A 23,888-nucleotide genomic window follows, 5' to 3' on the forward strand; every position below is an offset into this window, starting at 1 on the left:
TATTTATATTTGCGCAATAATTAAAGAGTAGTCGCTATTTTGCCTGTAATAATGAAAAGATCAAAAAATATGAAAATGATTCTCTTTTATATTTTGGTATACCAGAGTCTGTCACGAACTCTGTCAATTTGATATAGGGACTGATTTATTTACTTAAAAATGATTTAATAGTATATTTGTTGTATTGACCCAAAAGTAACAATACGGAAAAATCAAACTCGACTAAAAATAAATTGGTAGTGTTCGTTCTGATTTAAACGATTGTGTTCGTATATTTGCCGCTATGCTAACAAATCTGATCGACGAGGAACTATTAGTGAAGGAACTGACCCTGGGAAGCCAGAGAGCTTTTCAGGTATTATTCATGCGCTATTACCCCAAGATCCGTGGTTTTGTATACGGTTTGGTTAAATCGGAGCAGGATGCAGAGGATATTGCCCAGGAAGTTTTTTCTAAAGTATGGGGAAACCGGGATAAGTTTGCCGATGTGAAGAACTTTGGCGCTTATCTGTTCATCTTGTCTAAGAATACCACTTTCAATTTTTTGGAAGCTCAACAAATACGTATCGAAAGATTAAAAGAGAAACCATTTGAAGAAGAGACCAATGACTCTCCGGATGAAGATTTAATTGCCAAGGATTTGCAGCTTTTGATCGATATGGTGGTAGAAAGCATGCCTCCACAGCGTAAATTGATCTATCAGTTGAGCCGTGAGATCGGATTATCCAACCAGGAGATTGCCGAAAAATTACAATTAAGTAAGAAAACAGTTGAAAATCATCTGAATTTGGCGTTAAAAGAATTGAGAAAGGTTTTATTATATCTATTGATACTTTATTTGTGTTAAAATATTGGGGGCGAAATGCCCAAAAAGAGTCTTTATAATATAATGTTAAGGACAGAATGAGTTATATAAAAAAAATAGTTGATTATTTCTTTCATCATGACTTCTCGGAAGAGACGATAAGGAAAGTACATCAAAGGCTGACAAAGGGAGATGATAGGCCGGAGGTAGACGATGCGCTACTGTCGGTCTGGGATACTATGGGGTTCCCGGAGATGGACGAAAATCATTCAGAACAGGCTTTTTCTCAATTAAGCAGACAATTAGGTTTCTCAGAACAAAAGGAACCTGTGCGGAAATCTTTACGGCCGACGTCATTTGTGATGAAACTGGCGGCTATATGGCTCTTACCGTTGATCATGCTTTCTTCTTCCGTTTATTTTTATTGGCAGGCAAATATAGTTAAAGATGCCGTGGCGGATGTTTCGCTGATTGAGCATTTCGTTCCGGCAGGCAAACGTGAACAGATCATTCTGCCGGACAGTAGCCGGGTTTGGTTGAATTCCGGTAGTGTATTGATTTATCCTTCTACTTTTATAGGACAGACACGTGATGTTTATCTGTCTGGTGAAGGTTATTTCGAGGTAGAGAAAAATGCGGAACAACCTTTTATCGTGAAAGCCCGCACACTGAATGTAGAAGTATTGGGTACGCGCTTTAATATTCTTGCTTATCCGGAGGTAAAACAGATTGCCACGACACTTGAAGAAGGCTCCGTACGGGTATGTCTGCAGGATAATGATAAGAAAGTATATCATCTGGTGCCCGATGAACAGTTGGTATATAATATCGACTCCGCAATAGTGGATATAAAACAGGTCGTCTCTGCTGATTATTCCGACTGGCGCGAAGGAGGTTTATTATTTGACAACTACTCTTTTTCAGATATCATCCATATTCTGCAACGTACATATGGAGTAAATGTACATTTGCAGACATCTATTTATAATAATAACAAAATAACGGTACATTTTAATAAGAATGAATCGTTGGAAAATATATTCATGCTTTTGAAGGAGCTAATCCCCGGACTTGAATATCGTATTGATAATAAAGATATCTACCTGAAATAGGGAAAAAGCATTTTTTTACGATGTAATTAAAAAAAGTTTCAGTTTCGATTGGGTGCAACGTTTTTTCCATCTGTCATTATAGATGAGTACGCACTTAAAAATCGTGTTATTGTTTAACTTTTTTAATTACATATGAAGAATAAACACAAATCCAGACGAATTGGAACCTATTGTCTGTGCTTCCTGATCGCAGGTTGTCTGCAGATCAATGCACAAAAGGTCTCCTTTAATGAAGGAACAGTTTCATTAAAGGAAGCGTTCCAGAAGATCGAAGCTTCATCCAAGTACAAAATTGCTTATAATGGTACGCAGTTGGATGTCAGCAAAAGGGTACAACTGAATCAAAAGAACGTAGAAGTATTGGATGTATTAAAGCAGATCCTGGCTGATACAGGTTATACTTATTCGATTAAAGGAGATTATGTTGTCATTTCCGTACCTGCTAAAAATGCAGTCGATCAGAAAGAAAAAACCGTAAAAGGAGTTATTGTCGATGAAACGGGCTTGCCTGTTATCGGTGCCAATGTCGTTGTTTCGGGAACTACAAGCGGAACCGTTACCGACTTTGACGGAAACTTTACCTTGCAAGTTCCTGAAAACGGAACACTGGAAATCTCTTATATCGGTTTCCTGACACAGCAAATCTCTTTAAAAGGAAAGAATGATTTCCGTATTACCCTGAAAGAAGATAGCCAAAAACTGGATGAAGTGGTGGTGGTCGGTTATGGAACCCGTTCACGTAAAAGTATTACCGGTTCGGTAGACCAGGTGAACAGCGAGATTTTCGAGAATCGTCCTGTGACCAATGCTACTCAGGCATTACAAGGAGCATCAGCCAACCTGGTTATCCAGAGCAAGAACATGAATCCTAATGACAACAGTATGAATATCAACATACGTGGTGTCAGTACGATGGGTAATAACGATCCGCTGATCGTTATCGACGGTTTGATATCCAGTTCTTCTACACTGAATAATCTGAACCCGAACGATATCGAGAATGTTTCTATCCTGAAAGATGCCGGTAGTGCGGCTATCTACGGCTCACGTTCAGCAAATGGTGTTATCCTTGTCACAACCAAGAAAGGATCTAAGGGAGGTAAACCACAGGTTACATTTAATGGACAGATCGGTATGCAGGATCCGCGTATTTTGTTCTCTCCGGTAGAAGGTTGGCAGAATGCGATGCTGAGAAACCAGGCAAATGTGAATGTCGGTAATGCCCCTCAATTCACTCCGGCCGCTATTCGCGACTTATATGACCACCGCGACGAAGAAGAATGGCTGTACGATCAGATCATCCAGACAGGTCTTCAGCAGAACTACAACATTAATGTATCCGGTGGTAGCGAGAATACAACTTATATGGTATCGGCCAGTTATTTTAATCAGGAAAGTAACTTTAAGGGTAATTTCGGCATGGAACGTTATAACTTCCGTACGAACTTAAGCACGGAATACGGACGCTTCAAACTGACTTCACTGATGGCCTACAACCGCCGTAAGGACCGTACCGTTGCCGGCGGTACTGGTAATGCGATCATCAACTCTTCCCGCGTACCTTCTTATTACTATTATAAATTCATGGAAGGCGACAAATATCTGGTAAACGATATTGTGGGTGATGACAACCCGCTGGCATTGTTGCAGGATGGCGGTTATGAAAAGAAAGACGAGGATAACTTCATCGGTAGCATGAATCTCGACTTCAAGATTATGGAAGGATTAAAAGCCACCGGTTTGATCGGTTTGGACCTCACGCAACATCATCGTTATCGCCGTGATAAGAAAGTGCCTTTATATTCGTCTGCCGATCTGACAAATCCGGTATTGTATATGCATTCTAATACAATGACGGAAGACTATAATGAAAAACGGTATACGCTCAGTTCCCAGTTCCTGTTGAATTATGACCGTACATTTAAGGAAGCTCACCATGTAACAGCCTTGTTCGGTGCATCTAACGAGTCGTACACAAAGCAGGCCAGTCGTATCGCCTGGGAATATACGGACGAAGATCTGGGCTTACCGACAACAGACGACTCCGTACAGAATAAAGAAAATAAGAACTCGAATAATGATACAGACCAAACGAGTATCACATCCGTATTCGGCCGTGTAGGTTATAGCTATATGGATAAATACTACGGAGATGTCTCTTTCCGTTATGACGGTTCTTCCAAGTTCGCTAAAGATCAGCGTTGGGGCTTCTTCCCTTCGTTCTCTGCCGGCTGGCGTTTGTCGGAAGAAGCTTTTATGGATACTTATAAGAGCAATATCGGCGATTTGAAACTGCGTGCTTCTTATGGTGTATTGGGTAACCAGAATGTAGACAATTATTCCTACCAGACAGTTTATTTGATAGAGAACAATCAGTTCGTATTTAATAACACTTCGATTGCCGGTACGAAGATTACGGATGGTAACGCCTTGTTAACCTGGGAAAAGTCAGCCAACTTCAATATCGGTGTGGATGCTACTTTCCTGAATGGTAATTTGTATGTATCTGCCGATTATTTCAATAAAAAAACGACCAATATCCTGTTGACTCCCGAAGTATCCACCATTTATGGAGGAACTACTGCTAAGGAAAATGCGGGCGAAATGAAAAACCAAGGTTGGGAGTTGACAGTCAACTATAAGCTAAATCATGGTGATTTTCACCATAATTTTAACTTCAATATTTCAGACTCTAAGAATAAGGTCACTGATTTTGGCGGTCAGGAACGTATCGACGGACTCGATGAGTTATACAAGCTGATCCGTGAAGGCGAATCGTTGGGATCTTATTATGGTTACAAAACCGACGGTTTGTTCCAGAGCTATGAAGAAATAGCTAACAGCGCACTGCCTGTAGGTAGTTCCGTTCAACCGGGAGATGTTAAATATGTCGATCAGAACGGAGATAAGGTTATTAATGAGAAAGACCGTGTCGTATTAGGAAATGCATTTCCTCGTTACACATTCGGTTTTACTTACAGTTTAGCCTGGAAAGGATTTGACTTGAACCTGATGTTGCAGGGTGTTGGAAAACGTTCTCAGTTCCTTCGCGGAGAGTTAATGGAGCCATTCCATAGCAACTATTCATATTGTATCTATAAACATCAATTGGACTTCTGGACACCGACTAATCTGGATGCCCGCTGGCCGCGCCTGACAGCTCCTGGCTCTGCTTCTGCTACTAACAATTGGAGCCTGGCTGGTGATAATCATATATTAAATGCGGCTTATCTGCGTGTAAAGAATATTCAGGTCGGATATACTTTGCCCAAATCGCTGACTCAGAAATTTGGTGTTCAGAAACTGCGTGTCAGTGTGAATACGGAAAACCCGTTGACTTTCTGTAAAAACTCATTTATCGATCCGGAATCATCCGAATTTGGTAGTAATATGGGAGGTACCGGTGGTATGGGCGGTAATAGCGGTCGTAACTATCCGACGCTTACTTATTACGGGTTCGGTTTAGATATAGAATTTTAATACATCTGTTTATTATGAAAATGAATTTCTTAAAATATAGTACAGGTTTTGCTTGTTTAGTGCTCGCAACCTTTATATCCTGTAATGATCTGGATTTGGCTCCAACCAATAAATTTACAGACTTGAACTATTGGACCTCCGAAGCAAAAGCCTCTGCCGTGTTGAGCAAGGCCTATGGGCAAATGATGACGTCCGAATATTTCTTCAAAGATGAAAAGCTATCCGATAATTTATATGAAGGTCGTGGCAGCTCGGATGAAAAACTGATTACTTCTGGTCAGGCAAATGCCGCATTGGGTCGTTTCTCGGAAGACTGGAAAAAATGTTATGAAGGCATTAAAACCTGCCATACTTTCCTTGAAAATGTGGATCGCGTTCCGAATATGGATGAGACATTGAAGAACAGGATGAAATCAGAAGCCCGCTTTATCCGTGCTTATCTGTTCTTCCGTTTGACCAACCATTACGGTGATGTTCCTTTGTTCGATTATGGATTGTCAATTGAAGAGGCAAACACAATAGCCCGTTCACCGAGAAGCGAAGTGCTCGATTTTGTTCGTACGGAACTGAACGATATTGTAAAGATGTTGCCAACTAAACAGCAATATACAGCAGCCGATAATGGCCGTATAACCCAGGGAGCTGCCATGACGTTATTGGCTCGTACCTATCTGTATGAAAGCGACTGGGAGAATGTAGCTTCTGTTTGTGAGAAAATTATCAACGGAGAATACGGCGAATATACTTTGTTTCCCAGCTATGAAGGATTGTTCCTGCCGGAAAATGAATACAACAGTGAAGTGATCCTGGATATGGGATATTTGCTGAACCTGAGAACATGGGCTGAAATGTACGATGCAATTCCGCTTTCCGTAGGTGGACGTATCAATGCATTTGCACCTACCCAGGAACTGGTGGACGATTACCTGATGAAGAACGGTAAAGCGATCAATGAAGCCGGTTCAGGCTATAAGGAAGATGATCCTTATATAAACAGAGACCCCCGCTTTAAAGCTACGATCGTTTATCATGGCTATCAGTGGACAGACGGTAAAGGCGTAACCTCAACTATCTACATCAAACCGGGTTCTTCTGAGGATGCAGGTGTAGCTAACCTGGATGAGTATGCAGGCCCTGGCCAAAACTCGACAGGTACCGGATACTATATCCGCAAATATTTCGACCCTACCGCTCCGGAAGGAATCGCAGCGGGCCTGAATATTATGCTGATGCGTTATGCAGATGTTTTATTGATGTATGCTGAAGCTAAAACAGAGCTGGGCCAGATGAACGAAGCTGTCTGGAACAAGACGATCAAACCTCTTCGTGAACGTGCCGGATTTACCGATGCATCTGCCTTGAATTATCCTGCTTCAGGTAATATGCAGTCGATCGTTCGCCGTGAACGTCGTTGTGAACTTGCCATCGAAGGTTTGCGGATATATGATATCCGTCGTTGGAAAACCATCGAAACCGTATTGAACGGCCGTCCTCATGGAGCTAAATTCGCTGCCGATAACACACAATATATCGAGCTGGATGCCCGTAAGTTCAGTAAAGACAGAGATTACTTGTTCGCTATTCCGCAGTCACAGCGGGATATTAACAAGAACCTGACTCAGAATCCGGGATATTAATCAAATTATAAATCTAATTACTCAGAAAAAGATATGAAAGCAATATCTATAACATATGCGATGCTTTTTTCTTTCATTCTGGCTTTTACTGCCTGTAGCAGTGATGGAGAAGTGAGAGATCTGAGCGTGACCGCAGTAAAAACATTATACGAACCGGATAACGGTAAGGCAGTTGTTCTGCAACCATCAGCATCGGCTTCTTTATATTTCGAATGGGAACCCTCTTTAGCCGAAGACGGTGGAGTCGTGCTGTATGAAGTAGTCTTTGATAAGGCAGATGGCGATTTCTCGGATCCTGTTTATATTTCTACGGCAGACAATAACGGTGGTAGTAACCATGCTACAATTACGCATAAGCAATTAAACCAGATCGCCGCTTTGGCCGGTATCGAGTCTGCTGCCCAGGGAACATTGAAATGGACGGTATATGCCTCTAAAGGTATCAATCCCGTAAGGGCGGAAGAGGAACGTACGCTGACGCTTACCCGCCTGGCAGGATTTGCCGAAGTGCCGGGCCAGTTGTATATCACCGGTGAAGCTACGGAAGTGGGAGCCGATCTCGATAAGGCAATGGTGATGAAGAAGGTTGCCGACGGTGAATTCGAAGTATTCATTAAACTTACCGAAGGCAAATCATTCAAGTTCGTCAGTGCCAACACCGGTACTCCGACCGAATATTCATTGAACGGCGAGAAGCTGGTTGAAGGTGGTAGTGTTACGGCTGCTAAGACTGGTATCTATAAATATTATATCGATTTCAATGCCGGTTCGTTTACATCGAAAGAGGTAACCAAAGTGAAATTCTATCTGAACTGGTCGCAGAAAGAGATCGAACTCGATTACCAGGGACTTGGAGTCTGGGCATTGAACGGTTACACGATTACAGGTTTGACAGATAGTGATAATACAGACGACCGATATAAGTTCAGAATGGAAAGCTCCGACGGAGAGACCGAATGGAGAGCTGCCATCAATAACGACAGCAAGCCGACCGGAAATGATGAGTATTATTATATGGTGGAAAAGACGAATGTAGAACAGTGGACGAACAATGAAGTTTGGAAAACCCCGGCTACTGATGGTTGGAGCGATAAAACATACGATATTACATTCTCTTTGAATACGCAAGGTGAATATACTCATAATTTAGTAATCAAATAAAAAGGAAGAATTATGAAAGCGATATTAAAAAAACTGATGTTTATCAGCTCTGTTGCGCTGGTATTCATGGGATGTAATGATAATATGGGAGACACTGACGGTCGTCTGGCAAGTGTGAATACATTGCTCGAACCTGCGGATGGCAAATCGGTTGTACTGGAGGCTTCTGCATCGGCAAGTGTCTATTTTGAATGGAAAGCAGCCAGCGTGGAAGAAGCTGGTACGGCTCTTTATCAGATTGCTTTTGATAAAGCGGACGGTGACTTTTCAAAACCTGTTTATGTGGTGTCTGCTAATAACAACGGGTACAACAATTTTGCTACCGTTACTCATAAACTGTTGAACCAGATTGCCGGTAAAGTAGGTATTAAACCTGCCGATACAGGTACTTTCAAATGGACCGTATTCTCTACTAAAGGAATGCAAAGCATGAAATCGAGTGTGGAAAACAAGATCACAGTTACCCGTCTAGCCGGATTTGAAGATGTTCCTATCGATGTATATGTAACCGGTGAAGCATCCGAAGGCGGTGCAGATCTGGCAAAGGCACATAAAATGAAAGCGGTAGCAGGTGGCGAATTTGAAGTATATACAAAGTTGGCAGCCGGTAAATCATTTAACTTTACTGACGGCAAATCTGGAACGACGAGAGTATTCTATACAGCCGACGGCGTTATTAAAGAAAATGGAACGACAACAGTACCTAAGGACGGTGTCTACCGGATTACATTAGACTTTAACACCGGTGCTTGTACCTATACATTGGTAAATAAGATCGGTTTCTATTTCTGTCCGAATGATGAAATCCTGTTTGAACTGCCTTACGTCGGTTATGGCGTATTCCAGACAAAGGCAACCGTGAACTTCAAGGAAGAAAGCTGGGGTAAAGACGAACGTTATAAGTTCAGAATGTTTATCCAGGAAAATAATGGTGCCGATGCAGAGAAGGAAGTAGACTGGGGAACATTGAACCAGACCGACTCGCGCCCGACGGCATCCAGCCCGGAAACGTATTACTACCTGCAAATGTTTAACGAGACTTCTCAGTGGGAAAATAAATGGAAGCTGATGGGAGATTTTGATGGTGTTCCGGCAACTTACACTATTTATCTGACGGCTGATCAGCCTTATACACATACGATAGTTAAATAATCCAGAGTAAAGATAATAACATGAAGAATATTCTCCTTTTCTTATTTCTCCCCCTTTTGTTTTGGGCATGTGGCGACGACGACAATAATCCGGTGAATCCGGATGAAGGTGAAGGCATCGACTGGTATGCCGCCGCCGATAGCAGTACCACAGCATTGGTCAACTCTTTCTGGAATACCGGAGGGAAGTATTTTAATTATGACAGTAACGGGAATGAGACTTTCCATTACTGGCCCCAGGCCCATGCATTGGATGTGTTGGTAGATGCCAGCCTGCGTACCGGGGATATGAAGTACAAGACCTATTTCGATCAATGGTTTGAAGGTGTAAAGGTAAAGAACGGTAACACTTTCAGGAATGATTTTTATGATGATATGGAGTGGAATGCACTGGCTATCCTTCGTGCCTATCAGGTCACTAAAGACCGGAAGTACAAAGAAGCAGCCTTGCAGATCTGGGAGTATATCAAAGTCGGCTGGAATACGAATGCCGGCGGAGGCATCACTTGGGTGAAAGGGCAGGAGTACAGTAAAAACGCCTGTTCTAACGGTCCGGCTTGTATCCTGGCAGCCCGCCTGTTTCAGGAATTCGGAAATGAAGCCGACAAGGAGTGGGCACTCAAGATCTATAACTGGGAGAAAAGTACCTTGTTCAACAGCAATAACGGGATGGTGTATGATAATATAAACAGCAATACCGGAGAGATACAGAAAGATTGGATATTTACTTACAATGAAGGTACATTCATCGGTTCGGCAGTAGAGTTGTATAAGATATTGGGAGAAAAAAGCTATCTGAACGATGCCGTCTTAGCAGCCGATTATACAATCGGTACATTAGTAAATAATTCTCTTCTGAAAGACGAAGGAAATGGAGACGGAGGATTGTTTAAAGGAATTTTTATTCGTTATTTTACGGAGTTGATCCAACAGGATCGTCTGGATGTTGGGGCTAAACGGCGTTATACGCAATTTTTGAATGTAAATGCAGAAGCGCTTTGGACGCGGGGGACAAATAAATCGAATGTTTTATTCGGCACCTATTGGGGGACGGCCCCGGGAGCGTCTACCGGGTTGACCGAGCAGTTAAGCGGCTGTATGCTGATCGAAGCAGCAGCATTATTAGAAGATTTGGATCTGTTATAAGTGTTTTTAGTTTTGTCTCTAATAATAAATAACATGAAAAACTATTTTTTAGCGGGTTTCCTGTCATTAGCTTTTATGGTAAGTTGCCAGCCCGATAAACGACTGACAAATTATGTGAATCCTTTCCTGGGGACGGCAACCCTTTGGGAAACGAAAGATTTAGGGTACGAACGTCACCTGAAGACGAGAACCTGGGGAGCGGAAGTCTTTCCCGGCTCTTCCGTCCCGAATGCGATGATTCAGCTAAGTCCCGTTACCCAGTTCCGTAGCGGGGCCGGTTACCAGTATGAAGATACCGTTATCTATGGCTTCTCGCATACCAATAAGGGGCATTGGAACCTGTTGCATCTTCCGATTTTGCCGGTGACGGGCGATATATCTTCCGACGACTATGCTTCAAAATACAGCCATACCAACGAATCGGCCCGCCCCGGATATTATCAGGTGTTCCTGGAAAGATATGGAGTCAATGCCGAGCTGACCTCTACGCTCCGCTCGGCTTATCATAAATATACTTTCCGTCCGGAAGACGATAAGAAAGTATTGGTCGATATCACACGTACGAACAACGGTGTGAGAGACTGGAGCATTCGGAAAGTGGACGATTATACCTTCTCCGGTAATCAGGATGCGGAAGGAAATATTCGTTTCTATGCGGTTTCTAACTATAAGATCGATGATATAGAACAGGTAAAGAGCGGTGAACACGAAGTTTCGGTTGTCAACTTTGCCGACAGCAAAGGGAACAAGCCCCTGGAACTAAAGATCGGTTTCTCTTTCGTAAGCGTCGATAATGCAAAGATGAACCTGGAGAAGGAGATGATGGATAAAAGCTTTGCACAGGTTAGCGGAGAGGCTGACAAGACTTGGGAAAAGCTGTTGTCTAATATAGAAGTGACAGGCGGTACGGAGCGTGAGAAGGGTATTTTTTATTCCTGCCTTTATCGTTCTTTCCTCTGGCCGGTGTTGCGTAGCGACGTGAACGGGGAATATACGGATGTGAAGGGTGATGTGGTAAATAATGGTTTCCGTTATTATACCGATCCGTCTTTCTGGGATGATTACCGCAATAAACTGATCTTATTGGGAATGATCTCTCCGGATGTAACGGTAGATGTGATCAAATCGATTACCGATAAAGGGGAAAAGCGTGGTGGCTATATGCCGACCTTCTTCCACGGCGACCATGCTTCTGCTTTTGTAGCCGGCAACTATCTGCGCGGATTGAAAGACTTTGATCTGAACCGTGCCTATAAATTGTTGGTGAATAATGCAACTATCCCGGGAAAAGGTGGCCGGCCGTATCTGGACGAATACATCGCACAAGGCTGGATTGCAGAAAAAGACACCACCAATGTCCCTACCTGGGATGAATACAAAGCAGCGGTAACGAAAACCGTCGAGTATGCATACGACGATTATGCAACCGCGTTGTTAGCCAAAGAACTGGGCGACGAAAGTACTTATAATACTTTGATGGAGCGTACCGGCAACTATAAGAACCTGTTTGATCCGAGTACCGGTTTCTGGCGTGGAAAGATAGCCGATGGTAGCTGGATCAAAGATTTCGATCCTTACTATCCTTATTATGCCTATATGTATCGGGAAGCGAATGCCTGGCAATCTTTGTTCTTCGCTCCCCATGATCCGGAAGGAATGATTGCTCTTTATCCCAGTAAAAAGGCCGTTGAGCAGAAGCTCGACTCACTCTTTACCGAGCCTTGGAGAAACTATGAAGCCCACAATTTGACCGGTTTCATCGGTAATTATTGCCAGGGTAACCAGCCCGGACATAGTATTCCTTATACTTATTACTTTATTGATAAGCAGGAAAAGGCACAGTGTATGCTGGATAGTATCATGAATCATTATTATGATATGGGTAAGGACAAACTGGCCTATTCAGGAATGGATGATGCCGGTGAGATGTCTTCCTGGTATGTCTTCAACGCAATTGGTTTATACACCTATTCGCCGGCAGATCCGGAATATATCGTAACCGTTCCTTTGTTCGACCAGGTGAAATTTACGCTGGGCGATAAAACCCGGTTCACAATTGTTAAAAAGGGTAACGGCCAAAAGATAACGGACATCTCTTACGACGGCCGGAAGATCGATGGTTGGTTTATCTCGCACGATTTATTGAAGCAGGGAAAACAGTTGACGATCACTACCGAATAAAACCTGCTTTCCTTTTATAGAAAAGCTGCCGTCCTTTTTACGAAAAGCCCGGCAGCTTTTTATTAAGCTCTACCACCTTATTCAGCCTCTTTTTATCCCGTTCACCATAAAATAGCACTCATACCTTTCACCTTTCACTGCTTCCATTTTTTGATTATTAGTGTTTTCCTGTGACACGTCTTTGTGAAGGCTAAAATGTCCTCTGTTTTTTCAAATAAGTTCTTTTATCTGGTCGGCGGTCTGGTGCTCTATGGTGGAGTAAAGTAGTTGCTGGAGCATTCCGAATTGATCTTGGGAATAGCTGCGAGCTATCGTTCCCTTGTTGATGTGGTGGATATAGTCGCAGCCGGATGTCAATGTCTCGAAAACGTGGGAAGTAACCAGGACTGTTTTTCCTTTCTCCCGTAGCTGTTGTAGGATAAGTGTTAGTATATGGGCACTTTCCAGGTCCAATCCGTTGAATGGCTCGTCCAGGATCAGGATAGGTTTATCCGGTTTGAGGATACCCAGCAAAGCCAGTTTTTTCTTCATGCCTGTAGAATAGTTCTCCGTGATATCATCCAATGGAATACAGAATAGTTTCTGCCAACTGTCCAGCTGAAAATCATTTTTCCCGGCCGGGAAAAGGTTGAGGTATTCGCGGCCTGTCATATAAGGGTAGAAATAGTTTTCTGCCTCCAGATAAGCAATGTCCCGTCTTTGCAAAGGACTGTCATCGTAAAGGATATTACCTTTTGCCGGACGGATGAAGCCATACAGCGTATTCAGCAAGGTGGTTTTACCCGCACCGTTCAGGCCGACCAAACCGTGTATTTTACCCGGTTCCATCGAAAGGCTGATCCCTTTCAGTATCAATGAATCCTTTTTATATTCAACTTCCAGGTTCCGGATTGTAAGCATATAAATAAGTATTTAAATTCCGGCAGGCTGCCAGATAGTTTCTGATTAGAAAAAACAGGATAACAGGTGTGAGCATCGGCATAAATATGCTGAATATCGCTATGGCAATAGGTATCTGGCCTGCCGTTATCCGGGTATCCGGCCAGTAGTAAGCATATTTCGTTGTGACGAATAACAGGATATTCAGTACAATCCCTATCAGGAAAGTCAGTATAAGCCACCAATGTGCCGGATATAAACAGATATATACTACGCAGACCGGAACTATTGCGTACAGCGGCAACCGCAGGTTTAATAGCAGTTTCCGGTGCAGGAAACGCCTGGCAGGTTTTTCCTGTGTAAATAGTATCTGTTGGGACTCCGAATAACGGAACATTTCTGAGATAAAGACCGTGAGAAACCAGAGCGAAGCCAACGAAGCAAAAGGTAATAACAATCCGATCCAGGCACTGATATAAAGAACCAATAATAAGCCACCGTATTGTCGTATCCCCGAACGTATTTCGAAGGCCTCTGCGGGGAACCATCCGGGTACGGATATACCCTGTTTTGTACGATGAAACGGCTGTTTTATGAAACTGACACCTATACTACCTATCGGAATAATAAATGCGATGTACCAATAAAAATGTAGTAGTAAAATGAAGATAACCGGCAGGGATAATAGTAAATAATCCACGCAAAACACCTTCCATGCTTTCTCTTCCGCATGTAAAATGAAATGATAATCTTTCCTCCGCAGTTGTAGCAACGACAAAAGAGCCAATAGGACTGCCGTTATGATTAGGGCTCCTTTCGGTTCTTTCGAAAGTTCAAACAACGCAATCCCGGCTATCAGTAAAATACCTGTTAACAGAATCAGATAGATAACAGGTATTTCGCGGATAAACTTTTCGAACTGGCGAAGCCGGAAACGAAGGAATGCGCTGTTCATATATGGGTCTTTAAAATGTACCGGAACAAATGTAGGGAATTTTTATTTATTACGGTTTAGAAGTAAAAACGAATTCCCGCATCGAACGTCAGGCGGAATATGCCCGTTCGTTCGTCCTTCGGTTTGTTGTAATTCGTATCCTGCTCGGGTAATGAACTTCCGAGATATCCCAGATTGGCACCGATACCGACATGGTTGCTCAGTAAATATTCCACACCCAGTGAGAAGTTGTAACCGACACCGGATAAGGATATGCTTTCTCCTTTTAGCGACTCCCGGTAGTTGAAGTATCCCAGCCCGACACTTTCGCGGAACTGCCATTTCTCACTTACCTTTTGTTTCATAGTAAACTGCGGAGCGATATAGGTAAGCCCAACATTGATCGTATTATTCGATATATCGTAAGAAGATCGGTAACCCGAATACATCACTCCGCAACCGAAACCGCTTTTTGAAATCCATTCATATCCGACCTGCCAGTCTAATCCGTTTTTGGGGTTTCCGGAAGCTCCCGACGGTAAATAGTATTTGCTTGTGATCCAGGCATATCCTATATTGGCATAGATGGTATTTGTCGTAGGCCGCATCCTTCTTTCCCGTTCTGTCCGGATCTCCTTCGCCTCGATAAATGAGTTGGGGTTATAGCTGTCGATTACCGTATCGTTAATATTGAGCATCATCCCTGCTATCTGGTGGCAACTGCTTCCCAGGATGGAAGGTTTTTTGTGATCTGTAAGGGCCAGTGCATTCCCTCCGTTTTTGGATGTCTCTTTCTTGGCCAGTGCGAGTACCTGGTCGTAGTTACATTTCGTCGAGGCACCGTTATCGACTACGGATACTCTTCCGATAACTTCTGCCGTATTCGGTACTGTATCATTTACTTCATACAAGATTACATTTTCTGGGTCTGTCGTTACCGGATAGACTTTAACGATGTCCGTTATGACTTTAGGAGCGCAACTTGTCAGAGTGAAAAGGGTAAACACAAATACGAGGTTTCCAATAGTTTTCATTTTCTTCTAAGATTTTTGTTATCTGATATAAATTTATTGCTTTTGAAAACGGAGTATCTTTCCTTTTGTTGTATCGCAAGGATATTATCCCTATCTTTCACCCACCAAATCATACCTTTCATTATCAAAGATTATCCGATCCTTTCCCTAAAAACAAACGGTACATTTTGGTTGCTGATAATTGTCGACAAGCCTGTTGATAATTATCGACAAACTTGTTGACAATTGTGAGCAAGCCTGTCGACAATTATCGGCAACCAATTAATACGGCATGTCCTGTCCTGAAATAGGTAGGTAAATAACCCAAGTAAACTTCTTTTAGAACAGGACAGTCGATGAAATACTATTCTTGATTAACCAGTTTGTAACTCTATTTTTTAGGTACACCCCCAAAAGCATACCAAGAAAACGTAACGCTGCCGTCTCTGTGTATCACGATTATATTTATTATCTTTGCCAGTCAATGAGCAAGAATATGGAAGACGATTTTGATATAAGGGATACGCGTATGCCTGAAAGTGAACGGGAGTATGAAAATGCACTCCGCCCGCTTTCTTTTCACGATTTCAGCGGACAGGCCAAAGTGGTTGAGAACCTGAAGATTTTCGTGATGGCTGCCCGCATGCGTAAGGAAGCATTGGATCATGTATTGTTGCATGGCCCTCCCGGATTAGGTAAAACAACGTTGTCTAATATCATAGCTAATGAGTTGGGGGTAGGGTTTAAGGTGACTTCCGGACCGGTATTGGATAAACCCGGTGATCTGGCGGGAGTGTTGACTTCGCTTGAAAAAGATGATGTGCTTTTTATCGATGAGATCCATCGTTTGAGTCCTATCGTGGAGGAATATCTTTATTCGGCCATGGAAGATTACCGGATTGATATTATGATCGATAAAGGGCCTAGCGCACGTTCTATCCAGATCGATCTGGCTCCGTTTACACTAGTTGGAGCAACTACCCGTAGTGGGTTGCTGACCAGTCCGTTGCGTGCCCGCTTCGGGATTAATATGCATCTGGAATATTACGAGATGGAGACATTGACGAAGATCGTTCTTCGTAGTGCGGATATCCTGAATGTGAAATGTGAACTGAGTGCCGCCAAGGAAATAGCTTCCCGTAGCCGTGGAACGCCTCGTATTGCCAATGCATTGTTGAGGCGCGTGCGTGACTTCGCACAGGTAAAAGGCTCCGGTGAAATAGATAAGGCGATTGCCTGTTATGCACTGGAAGCATTAAATATCGACCGTTACGGTCTGGATCAGATTGATAATAAATTACTGACAACAATTATTGATAAATTCAGCGGTGGACCAGTCGGTTTGACAACGATCGCTACGGCTTTGGGCGAAGATCCCGGGACACTGGAAGAAGTATACGAGCCTTTCCTGATCAAAGAAGGGTTCATCAAACGCACGCCGCGGGGACGTGAGGTTACAGAGCTTGCTTATACTCACCTGGGACGAACAAGAGGAAGCGAACAAGGTTTTTTATTTGACTAAGCTATGTTTACGATAGAGCAACTGAAACAATTAAAAGAATCTGAAGATCACGTTGAGTTTAAAAAAGGTGAAGGGGGTAATATTGCCTATAATGGCGGAAGTAAAACCTCTCCTTCAGAACGAAGACGTTGTATTTTAGGCTATGTTACATTAATGCGTATTGGGGAAGAGCTGAAACCGATGTCGGATGAAGTTCTTTTAAAAATTCTGCAAGAACAGGAACCGGATTTCTCCCAACAAGTTTGCGAAAATCTTACTTTGTCGGATCTCGATTTACGGGCTTTGGAGGTTATGAAGGAAAAATATGCACTTAAACAGAATAATCCCCGATTTAGAGCGCTTTCTGATTATCAGGTTTTAGTTGATTTGGATTTATTGAAAGATGGAAAACTGACAAATGCAGCTCTTATCTTATTGGGGAAAGAAGATATTCTTAAAAAATATTTGCCTCAATGTGCTGTTATGTTGGAATATCGCAATACGGAATCACAGATCCATTTTGATAATCGTTATTCTTTTCGTAAGGCCTTTTTCCTTTTGATCGATGAATTGTGGCAAATGATCGATTTGAGGAATGGAAGCGTACCGATACAAGAAGGTGCCTATATCTTTAATATTCCTTTTTTTAATGAGGAGGTTATTCGTGAGTCGGTAAATAATGCGATTACTCATCGTGATTATAGGAGAAATGGGGAAATAGTTATAAAGCAGTATCCTAAACGATTGGATGTTGTTAATCCGGGAAGCTTCCCTTTTGGGGTAACTATTGATAATTTATTGACAGTCCCAAGTACTCCCAGAAATCGTTTGCTGGCTGATGTTTTACAAAAAACAGGAGTTGTTGAGCGCTCCGGACAAGGCATTGATAAAATCTTTTATAATACACTTATGGAAGGGAAAACAATTCCTGATTATTCTAAATCGGACTGTTTCAATGTTTATTTAAGTATTTCATCTGTTATTGAAGATCAGGCATTCGCTTTGTTTATTGAATCTGTTCAGTCTTCTTTGCCGGAAAACAGGAAACTTTCTGTTTTTGAAATTGTGACACTTGAACAAATAAAACGCGGCATAAATAGGAAAAAACTGGATATACAATCTGTAAAGTCATTACTTCAACGGAAACTTATTGAAAAGAAAGGACATACAAACGGTATTTATTATCTTTTATCAAAAGAGTACTATGTATTTACGGATCAGAAGGCAGAATATATAAAACTTACAGACTGGGATGAAGACCAAGCATTCAATGTCGTCAGGCCATATCTGGAAAAATATGGTAAGATAAAGATGGGAGAAATCGTTTGTCTGTTTGAGGGAAGACTGACAAGAAAGCAAACTCGTAAAGTTGTTGATAAACTTGTAGAGCGTAAATGGCTAAATGTTGAAGGAAAGGGTAGTGGTACTTATTATATACTTAGCCCAGCCTATGAAGAAAATGTGAAGATTTTGCAGAAGGCTATGAATATCGGATTGAATGAAATGATGAAAGAATGCTTATCCTCTAAAGATGATAATTAGAAAAGGGCCAAAAAAGGGCCAAAAAAGGGCCAAAAAAACGTTCTTTTTCTTTTTTATTGAACTTTGAGTATATTTTTAAGGGCTTGATTTTAAACTGTTAGTTCATTTTTGTTGATAGGACTGTGAAAGGGCCAGAAAATAATTCAAATAGTGGAGATATTATTTAATAGTTTTGTGGTTTGTTTTATAAATAATTTCGGATTATGGCTGGAGGTATGAAACGGCTCGCAGGAGAGACTGCGATTTATGGCGTTAGTAGTATTGTCGGAAAGTTCCTGAACTGGATGCTGGTTCCGATGTATACACGCGTACTGGCAACGCAAAGTGACTACGGGATCGTTACAAATTTATATGCTTGGACGGCATTGTTGATGGTTATACTTACTTATGGAATGGAGACCGGTTTTTTCCGTTTTATAAATAAGAAAGAGATAACTCTTCCTATGCGGGTATATGCTACGACTTTGTTCAGTATCGCTTTTACGTCAACGTTGTTTGTCGTTTTAATATTCAGTGCATTGACACCGATCAGCAATTCCTTAGGTTATGCCTCTAACCCGGAGTTTGTCGGGATGATGTCAGGCATTGTGGCTGTAGATGCATTTTGCTGTATTCCTTTTGCTTTTCTTCGTTATCAAGGGAAAGCGGTGCGCTTTGCTTCTATCAAACTGATTAATATTTTCCTGAATATCGTTTTAGTTCTCTTTTTCCTTATTGCTTGTCCGTGGTTGTATGAACATGCTCCGGCTCTGGTGGAATGGTTCTATATTCCAGATTATCAGGTGGGCTATATCTTTATTGCTAACGTGATTACTACACTTGTTACACTTGTCTTGTTGGTGCCGGATATGATTCCTGGACTGCGGGAAAAGGCTAGTTTTGTATTGCTAAAGCAGATGCTTACTTATTCTTTCCCTATTCTTATCTTAGGAATCGCTGGGATTTTCAACCAGACAGCCGATAAGATACTATTTCCTTTTTTATTTGAAGATAAGGAACTGGCGAATACCCAGTTGGGGATATATGGTGCTTGCTTTAAAATAGCTGTTGTACTAGTCATGTTTACGCAAGCTTTCCGGTATGCGTATGAGCCGTTTATCTTTGCGAAGAACAAGGATGATGACAGTAAAAAGTCTTATTCGGAAGCAATGAAGTATTTCATCATCTTCTCTTTGATTATTTTTCTTGGTGTGATGTTCTATATCGACCTGTTTAAATACATTGTGCCTGCTGATTATTATCCGGGCTTGCGTGTCGTTCCTATCGTTATGCTGGGCGAATTGTTCTTTGGCATCTATTTTAACCTGTCATTCTGGTATAAATTGATCGATCAGACGCAGTGGGGGGCTTATTTCTCAACAATAGGTTGTATTACAACGATCCTGATTATTGTGTTTTTTGCTCCGACATACGGATATATGGCTTGTGCCTGGGCCTCTTTTGCAAGTAACCTTATTATGATGGCATTATCATACATTATCGGACAGAAGAAGTTCCCGATCCAATATGATATTAAATCTGTTGTAATCTATTCGGTTTTGGCCGCAGTATTCTTTCTGGCCGGTATGCAACCTACGATTGAATCGGAGATTTTGCGTTTGGGTTACCGTACTTTGTTGCTTTTCTTTTTCGTAGGTATTGTGATCAAACGGGATCTTCCGTTGCAGGAATTACCTTATGTAGGACGTTATTTCACCAAGAAGAAATAGATTTATTCCGGTTTGATCGGGATTGTCAGAATAATGCGTAATCCGGTTGTATAATCCGGATCTACACAAATGTTACCTTTCATCCGGTGAGCGATCTGGCGGCACAGATATAGTCCAAGTCCTGATCCCGGAACGAAATCGTTCGCTTTAGTGAACCGTTCGAATATCCATTCGCGTTTATCCGCCGAAATGCCACAGCCGGTATCAGTTATGCTTATGACCATTCGGTTCTGCTCTTCTTCCGGGTTGTAAGAGAGCGTGATATTACCCTTTTCTGTGAATTTGTTCGCATTGTTCAACAGATGCGACAGGATCAGGCTGAAATGACTTTGGTTTGTGAAAGCCAGATCCTTTTCGCGGTTACCTTCGAGTTTGTATTCTATGCCCGGTTTGCCGTAAAGTCTTTTTATCTGTTCCATTTCACAGGAACAAAGTAGGTGGATATTAACTGCTGACAACGGAAGATCATCTTTATTACTATCTAACTGAGCGATCTCCAGTACGCTGTTCATCATGGAAGTAATATGGTTGCAATTTTCAAAAATAATCTTGCTGAAGTCTTGTTTTTCTTCCAGAGAGATGTCTTCAGTCGTGATCAGTTCGGCAAAACCATTGATTGCGTTTAAAGGCGTACGAACTTCATGGCACATGTTCTTAATAAACGCATTCTTCATCCTCTCACTTTCTTGTGCTTTTTCACTGGCGAGAATAACCTGGCGGTTTGATTCCTGTAATTTCTTATATAAGGAATTAATTTTCCATAAACGGAATGCAACGAAAACAGCAGAACTGATGGCCAGTATAAATAAGGATAGAAACAGATAGAGCTGGTTGTGACTTTTCTGCAAATCAATTTCCAGTGCTTTCTTTTCTATAACCAGTTCATCCACCCGTTTCTTGATTTCCAGGTCTTCCAGCTTGTCATTTATATTCTTCATTCGTGCAGAATCCACTAGGGTTGCGTATTCTTTATGAGCATAAAAGGCTTCCTTATACAGGTGGAGGCTGTCTAACATATCTATTTTATCCTTGAGTGTCGATACGACATGTTCCGATAGGTCGATCTTCAAACCTGAATGGCGGAAATAATGGATAATCGAATCGCAATATTTGATAGATTTAGGATAATCTTCTATCAATCGATAGAAATTCAGTGATGTGTAAAAACGGTCATATTCAGCGGAAAAACCGGCATCCTCAGGATATTTGCCATTTAATTCCATGAAATGCCGATAATAGGACGTTGCGATGTCTTTTCCCAGCGTTTTGGCAGAAAGGGCGAGCGAAGAATAAGCATTCAATAAATGCCGCTTTGTGACGTAAGGGCGTTTTTTCATTTCTTTTGTTTCAGCGTATTCATTCTGCATATCCAGATAACGGATTGCATATTTTATTTGTTCCGAAGTGTCGGGAGAATAAAGAGTCAGAATGCTGAATGAGTTCAAACGGAACAAATAAGAGTATTGTAACGGTATGTTTTCCGAAAGAGCGATCACTTCCTTAAACCGCTCACTTACCATTTTTTGTAGTTCTTCCTCATTACCCGGTTCAATCCGGTTGCTATAGGCCATTCCCAGAACATAGTTGATCGACATTTTTTCAAGGGACGAAAGCTTCTTATCTGTTTCCAGTTTGAGCCGGTATTGTTCTATCAGCTTCTTTCTGTCTTCTCCTTCCGTATAAAACACAACGCGTACATCGATGATCGTTTGCATATAAGTAACTAGAAAATCACGTGCTTTTCCTTTCAGTTCCTGTCTGGCTTTTTCCATGTATACACTGGTACTGTCTTTAATATCGTTGTTGACATAGAACCGGAGTATTTCTGTGAGAGCGACCTCTTTATAATGATCGTTGTTATCGGCAAGTGCCTCTTTATATAGTTCTTTTGCGTATTCAACCTGCTCTTCCTGACGGGAAATATCCATTAGGTTGGTCAGTGTTTCCAGCTTTTTTTCTGTAGAGGATGCAGACTTTAGGCTCATGCTCAAAGCTTCTTTGGTTGTAGCATTATTGGCTACAATAAAGAATGTGTTGGTAAGCATGTACATCAGAATTAAACAGAGTTTCATTTTTATATAAATATTTAGATAAGCCCCTTTCCGGAACCTGTTTGTCTACTGTGTGCAAAGTTAATGAAAATCAACTACTGATTGGAGCTTATGTTGCTTATTCTTGTTTACATTTCTTATTTTTTATTTCGGGATACTATTTCTATCTTTGCACGGTTAAGGTGAGGCTATTAGTCGGAGTATTTATCAATACAAGAGAGTGGGATGGAAAAAGGAGTGTTACACAAGCAAATAAGAGACTTCTTTGTTCGTAATTTTGATGTCCGTCAGGAGAAGGAAAATGAACTTGAAACAGTAGAATCCATAAAAAAAGGTATTGACTTTAAAGGTACCAATCTTTGGGTTTTAATATTTGCAACTTTCGTCGCGTCTTTGGGTTTGAACACGAACTCTACGGCGGTGATTATCGGTGCGATGTTAATCTCTCCGTTGATGGGACCAATTATGGGATTCGGTCTTGGTTTGGGTATCTACGATTATGAACTGATCAAACGTTCTTTCCGCAATTTTCTAACGGCTACGGTCTTTAGTGTGATTACATCCACCTTGTTTTTTCTTATCTCTCCGATCAGTGAGGCGCAAAGTGAATTGTTGGCGCGTACGCAACCGACCGTGTATGATGTGTTGATCGCTTTCTTCGGAGGATTGGCCGGAATTGTAGCCAGCTCGACAAAAAGTAAGGGGAATGTGATTCCGGGTGTGGCTATTGCTACGGCCTTGATGCCACCGCTTTGTACAGCCGGTTTCGGGTTAGCCAGCGGAAACCTTTATTATTTCTTCGGTGCTTTTTATCTCTATTTTATCAATACGGTATTTATCAGTCTGGCTACTTTTCTGGTGGTTCGGCTTCTGAAGTATCCTAAAAAGATATTTCTTGATAAGCAACGGGAGAAAGTGGTGACACGGTATGTCGGTGTAATCGTCTTTTTTACCATTGTTCCCAGTCTTTTTCTGAGTTATAACCTGATCCGCTCCAGTTACTTCAATGACCGGGTTACCAATTTTGTGGCGGAAGAGTTAGCTTTTCCGAATACGCAGATATTGAGCAAAACGGTAACGGATACGAGTGAGAAGAAAGAGGTAAAGGTCGTATTGATCGGGGAAAATGTACCGGACCCGATGATTGAAATAGCCCGGAGCCGACTTCGTAAATATGGTTTGAAAGACGTTTCGTTAGTCGTCCAGCAAGGTTTTGGCCAGGAGGCCACAGACATTAACGAACTGAAGAGTATGTTGATGCAGGATCTTTATAAAAATAGCGAAGAAGTGCTCCGCGTGCAATCCATACAGATCGATTCGTTGAAACGGACAGTCGATCATTATAAAAGCGCTTCACGTATTACATCTGAGTTAATTCCGGAAATGAAAGTGCTGTTTCCGGCGGTTCTTGAAGCTTCCTGCTCGAATACCTATATCATGACGACCGACAGCATGAAGCAGGATACGGTCATGTTGGTTTACCTGAAAAGTAAAGAACGCATCAATGAAAAAGAGCAACAAAAAATACGGGAGTGGCTGGGAGCTCGTGTAAATGCAAAGAATATCAAATTACTAATAGAATAAAT

The 23,888-nt window shown here is 41.8% G+C and carries 16 protein-coding genes; 12 read left to right on the plus strand and 4 right to left on the minus strand.

Going from position 1 to position 23,888, the window contains the following annotated elements; translation table 11 throughout:
* Nucleotides 1-283: 283 nt before the first annotated feature.
* The 8 genes from M1P97_RS21475 to M1P97_RS21510 all read left to right on the plus strand — a co-directional run bounded on the left by M1P97_RS21475 (nt 284) and on the right by M1P97_RS21510 (nt 12,673).
* Nucleotides 284-847, plus strand: coding sequence for an RNA polymerase sigma-70 factor (locus M1P97_RS21475; RefSeq protein WP_249390156.1), 564 nt, complete (start codon nt 284-286; stop codon nt 845-847).
* Nucleotides 848-903: 56 nt separating this feature from the next.
* On the plus strand, nt 904-1,917 hold the full coding sequence (locus M1P97_RS21480; protein ID WP_249390157.1) for a FecR family protein: 1,014 nt from the start codon (nt 904-906) through the stop codon (nt 1,915-1,917).
* 132 nt (nt 1,918-2,049) lie between these two features.
* Nucleotides 2,050-5,397: a TonB-dependent receptor gene (locus M1P97_RS21485; RefSeq protein WP_249390158.1), complete on the plus strand. Its 3,348-nt coding sequence runs from the start codon at nt 2,050-2,052 to the stop codon at nt 5,395-5,397.
* Nucleotides 5,398-5,411: 14 nt separating this feature from the next.
* Nucleotides 5,412-7,034, plus strand: coding sequence for a RagB/SusD family nutrient uptake outer membrane protein (locus tag M1P97_RS21490; RefSeq protein ID WP_195370624.1), 1,623 nt, complete (start codon nt 5,412-5,414; stop codon nt 7,032-7,034).
* A gap of 33 nt (nt 7,035-7,067) precedes the next feature.
* Nucleotides 7,068-8,195 (plus strand): SusE domain-containing protein, encoded by a 1,128-nt coding sequence (locus tag M1P97_RS21495; protein WP_195370626.1) that lies wholly within the window; start codon nt 7,068-7,070, stop codon nt 8,193-8,195.
* Nucleotides 8,196-8,207: 12 nt separating this feature from the next.
* Entirely contained in the window at nt 8,208-9,347 is a 1,140-nt protein-coding gene (locus tag M1P97_RS21500) for a SusE domain-containing protein (RefSeq protein WP_249390159.1), read from the plus strand.
* A gap of 20 nt (nt 9,348-9,367) precedes the next feature.
* Nucleotides 9,368-10,492, plus strand: a complete 1,125-nt coding sequence (locus M1P97_RS21505; RefSeq protein WP_249390160.1) for a glycoside hydrolase family 76 protein — start codon at nt 9,368-9,370, stop codon at nt 10,490-10,492.
* Between the two features lie 33 nt (nt 10,493-10,525).
* On the plus strand, nt 10,526-12,673 hold the full coding sequence (locus M1P97_RS21510) for a GH92 family glycosyl hydrolase (protein WP_195370632.1): 2,148 nt from the start codon (nt 10,526-10,528) through the stop codon (nt 12,671-12,673).
* Nucleotides 12,674-12,883: 210 nt separating this feature from the next.
* On the opposite strand, the gene M1P97_RS21515 is transcribed toward M1P97_RS21510, so the two are convergent.
* From M1P97_RS21515 to M1P97_RS21525, 3 genes are read right to left on the minus strand one after another with little or no spacing between them, the layout of a single operon-like run.
* Nucleotides 12,884-13,573 (minus strand): ABC transporter ATP-binding protein, encoded by a 690-nt coding sequence (locus M1P97_RS21515; RefSeq protein WP_249390161.1) that lies wholly within the window; start codon nt 13,571-13,573, stop codon nt 12,884-12,886.
* Nucleotides 13,545-14,507 (minus strand): hypothetical protein, encoded by a 963-nt coding sequence (locus tag M1P97_RS21520; RefSeq protein ID WP_249390162.1) that lies wholly within the window; start codon nt 14,505-14,507, stop codon nt 13,545-13,547. The genes M1P97_RS21515 and M1P97_RS21520 overlap by 29 nt, the downstream gene beginning before the upstream one ends.
* Before the next feature lie 56 nt (nt 14,508-14,563).
* Nucleotides 14,564-15,520, minus strand: coding sequence for an outer membrane beta-barrel protein (locus tag M1P97_RS21525; protein WP_249390163.1), 957 nt, complete (start codon nt 15,518-15,520; stop codon nt 14,564-14,566).
* 475 nt (nt 15,521-15,995) lie between these two features.
* On the opposite strand from M1P97_RS21525, the gene ruvB reads away from it, so the two are divergent.
* The 3 genes from ruvB to M1P97_RS21540 all read left to right on the plus strand — a co-directional run bounded on the left by ruvB (nt 15,996) and on the right by M1P97_RS21540 (nt 20,251).
* The gene (gene ruvB, locus M1P97_RS21530; RefSeq protein WP_195374857.1) at nt 15,996-17,021 is read left to right on the plus strand and encodes a Holliday junction branch migration DNA helicase RuvB; all 1,026 of its coding nucleotides are present in this window, start codon (nt 15,996-15,998) and stop codon (nt 17,019-17,021) included.
* 3 nt (nt 17,022-17,024) lie between these two features.
* Complete coding sequence (locus M1P97_RS21535; RefSeq protein ID WP_249390164.1) at nt 17,025-18,542, plus strand: ATP-binding protein; 1,518 nt, start codon at nt 17,025-17,027, stop codon at nt 18,540-18,542.
* 203 nt (nt 18,543-18,745) lie between these two features.
* Nucleotides 18,746-20,251: a lipopolysaccharide biosynthesis protein gene (locus tag M1P97_RS21540; RefSeq protein ID WP_249390165.1), complete on the plus strand. Its 1,506-nt coding sequence runs from the start codon at nt 18,746-18,748 to the stop codon at nt 20,249-20,251.
* Between the two features lie 2 nt (nt 20,252-20,253).
* Here the strand turns inward: M1P97_RS21540 and M1P97_RS21545 are convergent, their stop codons facing one another.
* Nucleotides 20,254-22,323, minus strand: a complete 2,070-nt coding sequence (locus M1P97_RS21545; RefSeq protein WP_249390166.1) for a sensor histidine kinase — start codon at nt 22,321-22,323, stop codon at nt 20,254-20,256.
* Nucleotides 22,324-22,527: 204 nt separating this feature from the next.
* On the opposite strand from M1P97_RS21545, the gene M1P97_RS21550 reads away from it, so the two are divergent.
* On the plus strand, nt 22,528-23,886 hold the full coding sequence (locus M1P97_RS21550) for a TIGR00341 family protein (protein WP_195374853.1): 1,359 nt from the start codon (nt 22,528-22,530) through the stop codon (nt 23,884-23,886).
* Nucleotides 23,887-23,888: the final 2 nt, after the last annotated feature.

This window comes from Parabacteroides leei (assembly GCF_023369805.1).
In the GTDB taxonomy this organism is placed as follows: domain Bacteria; phylum Bacteroidota; class Bacteroidia; order Bacteroidales; family Tannerellaceae; genus Parabacteroides; species Parabacteroides leei.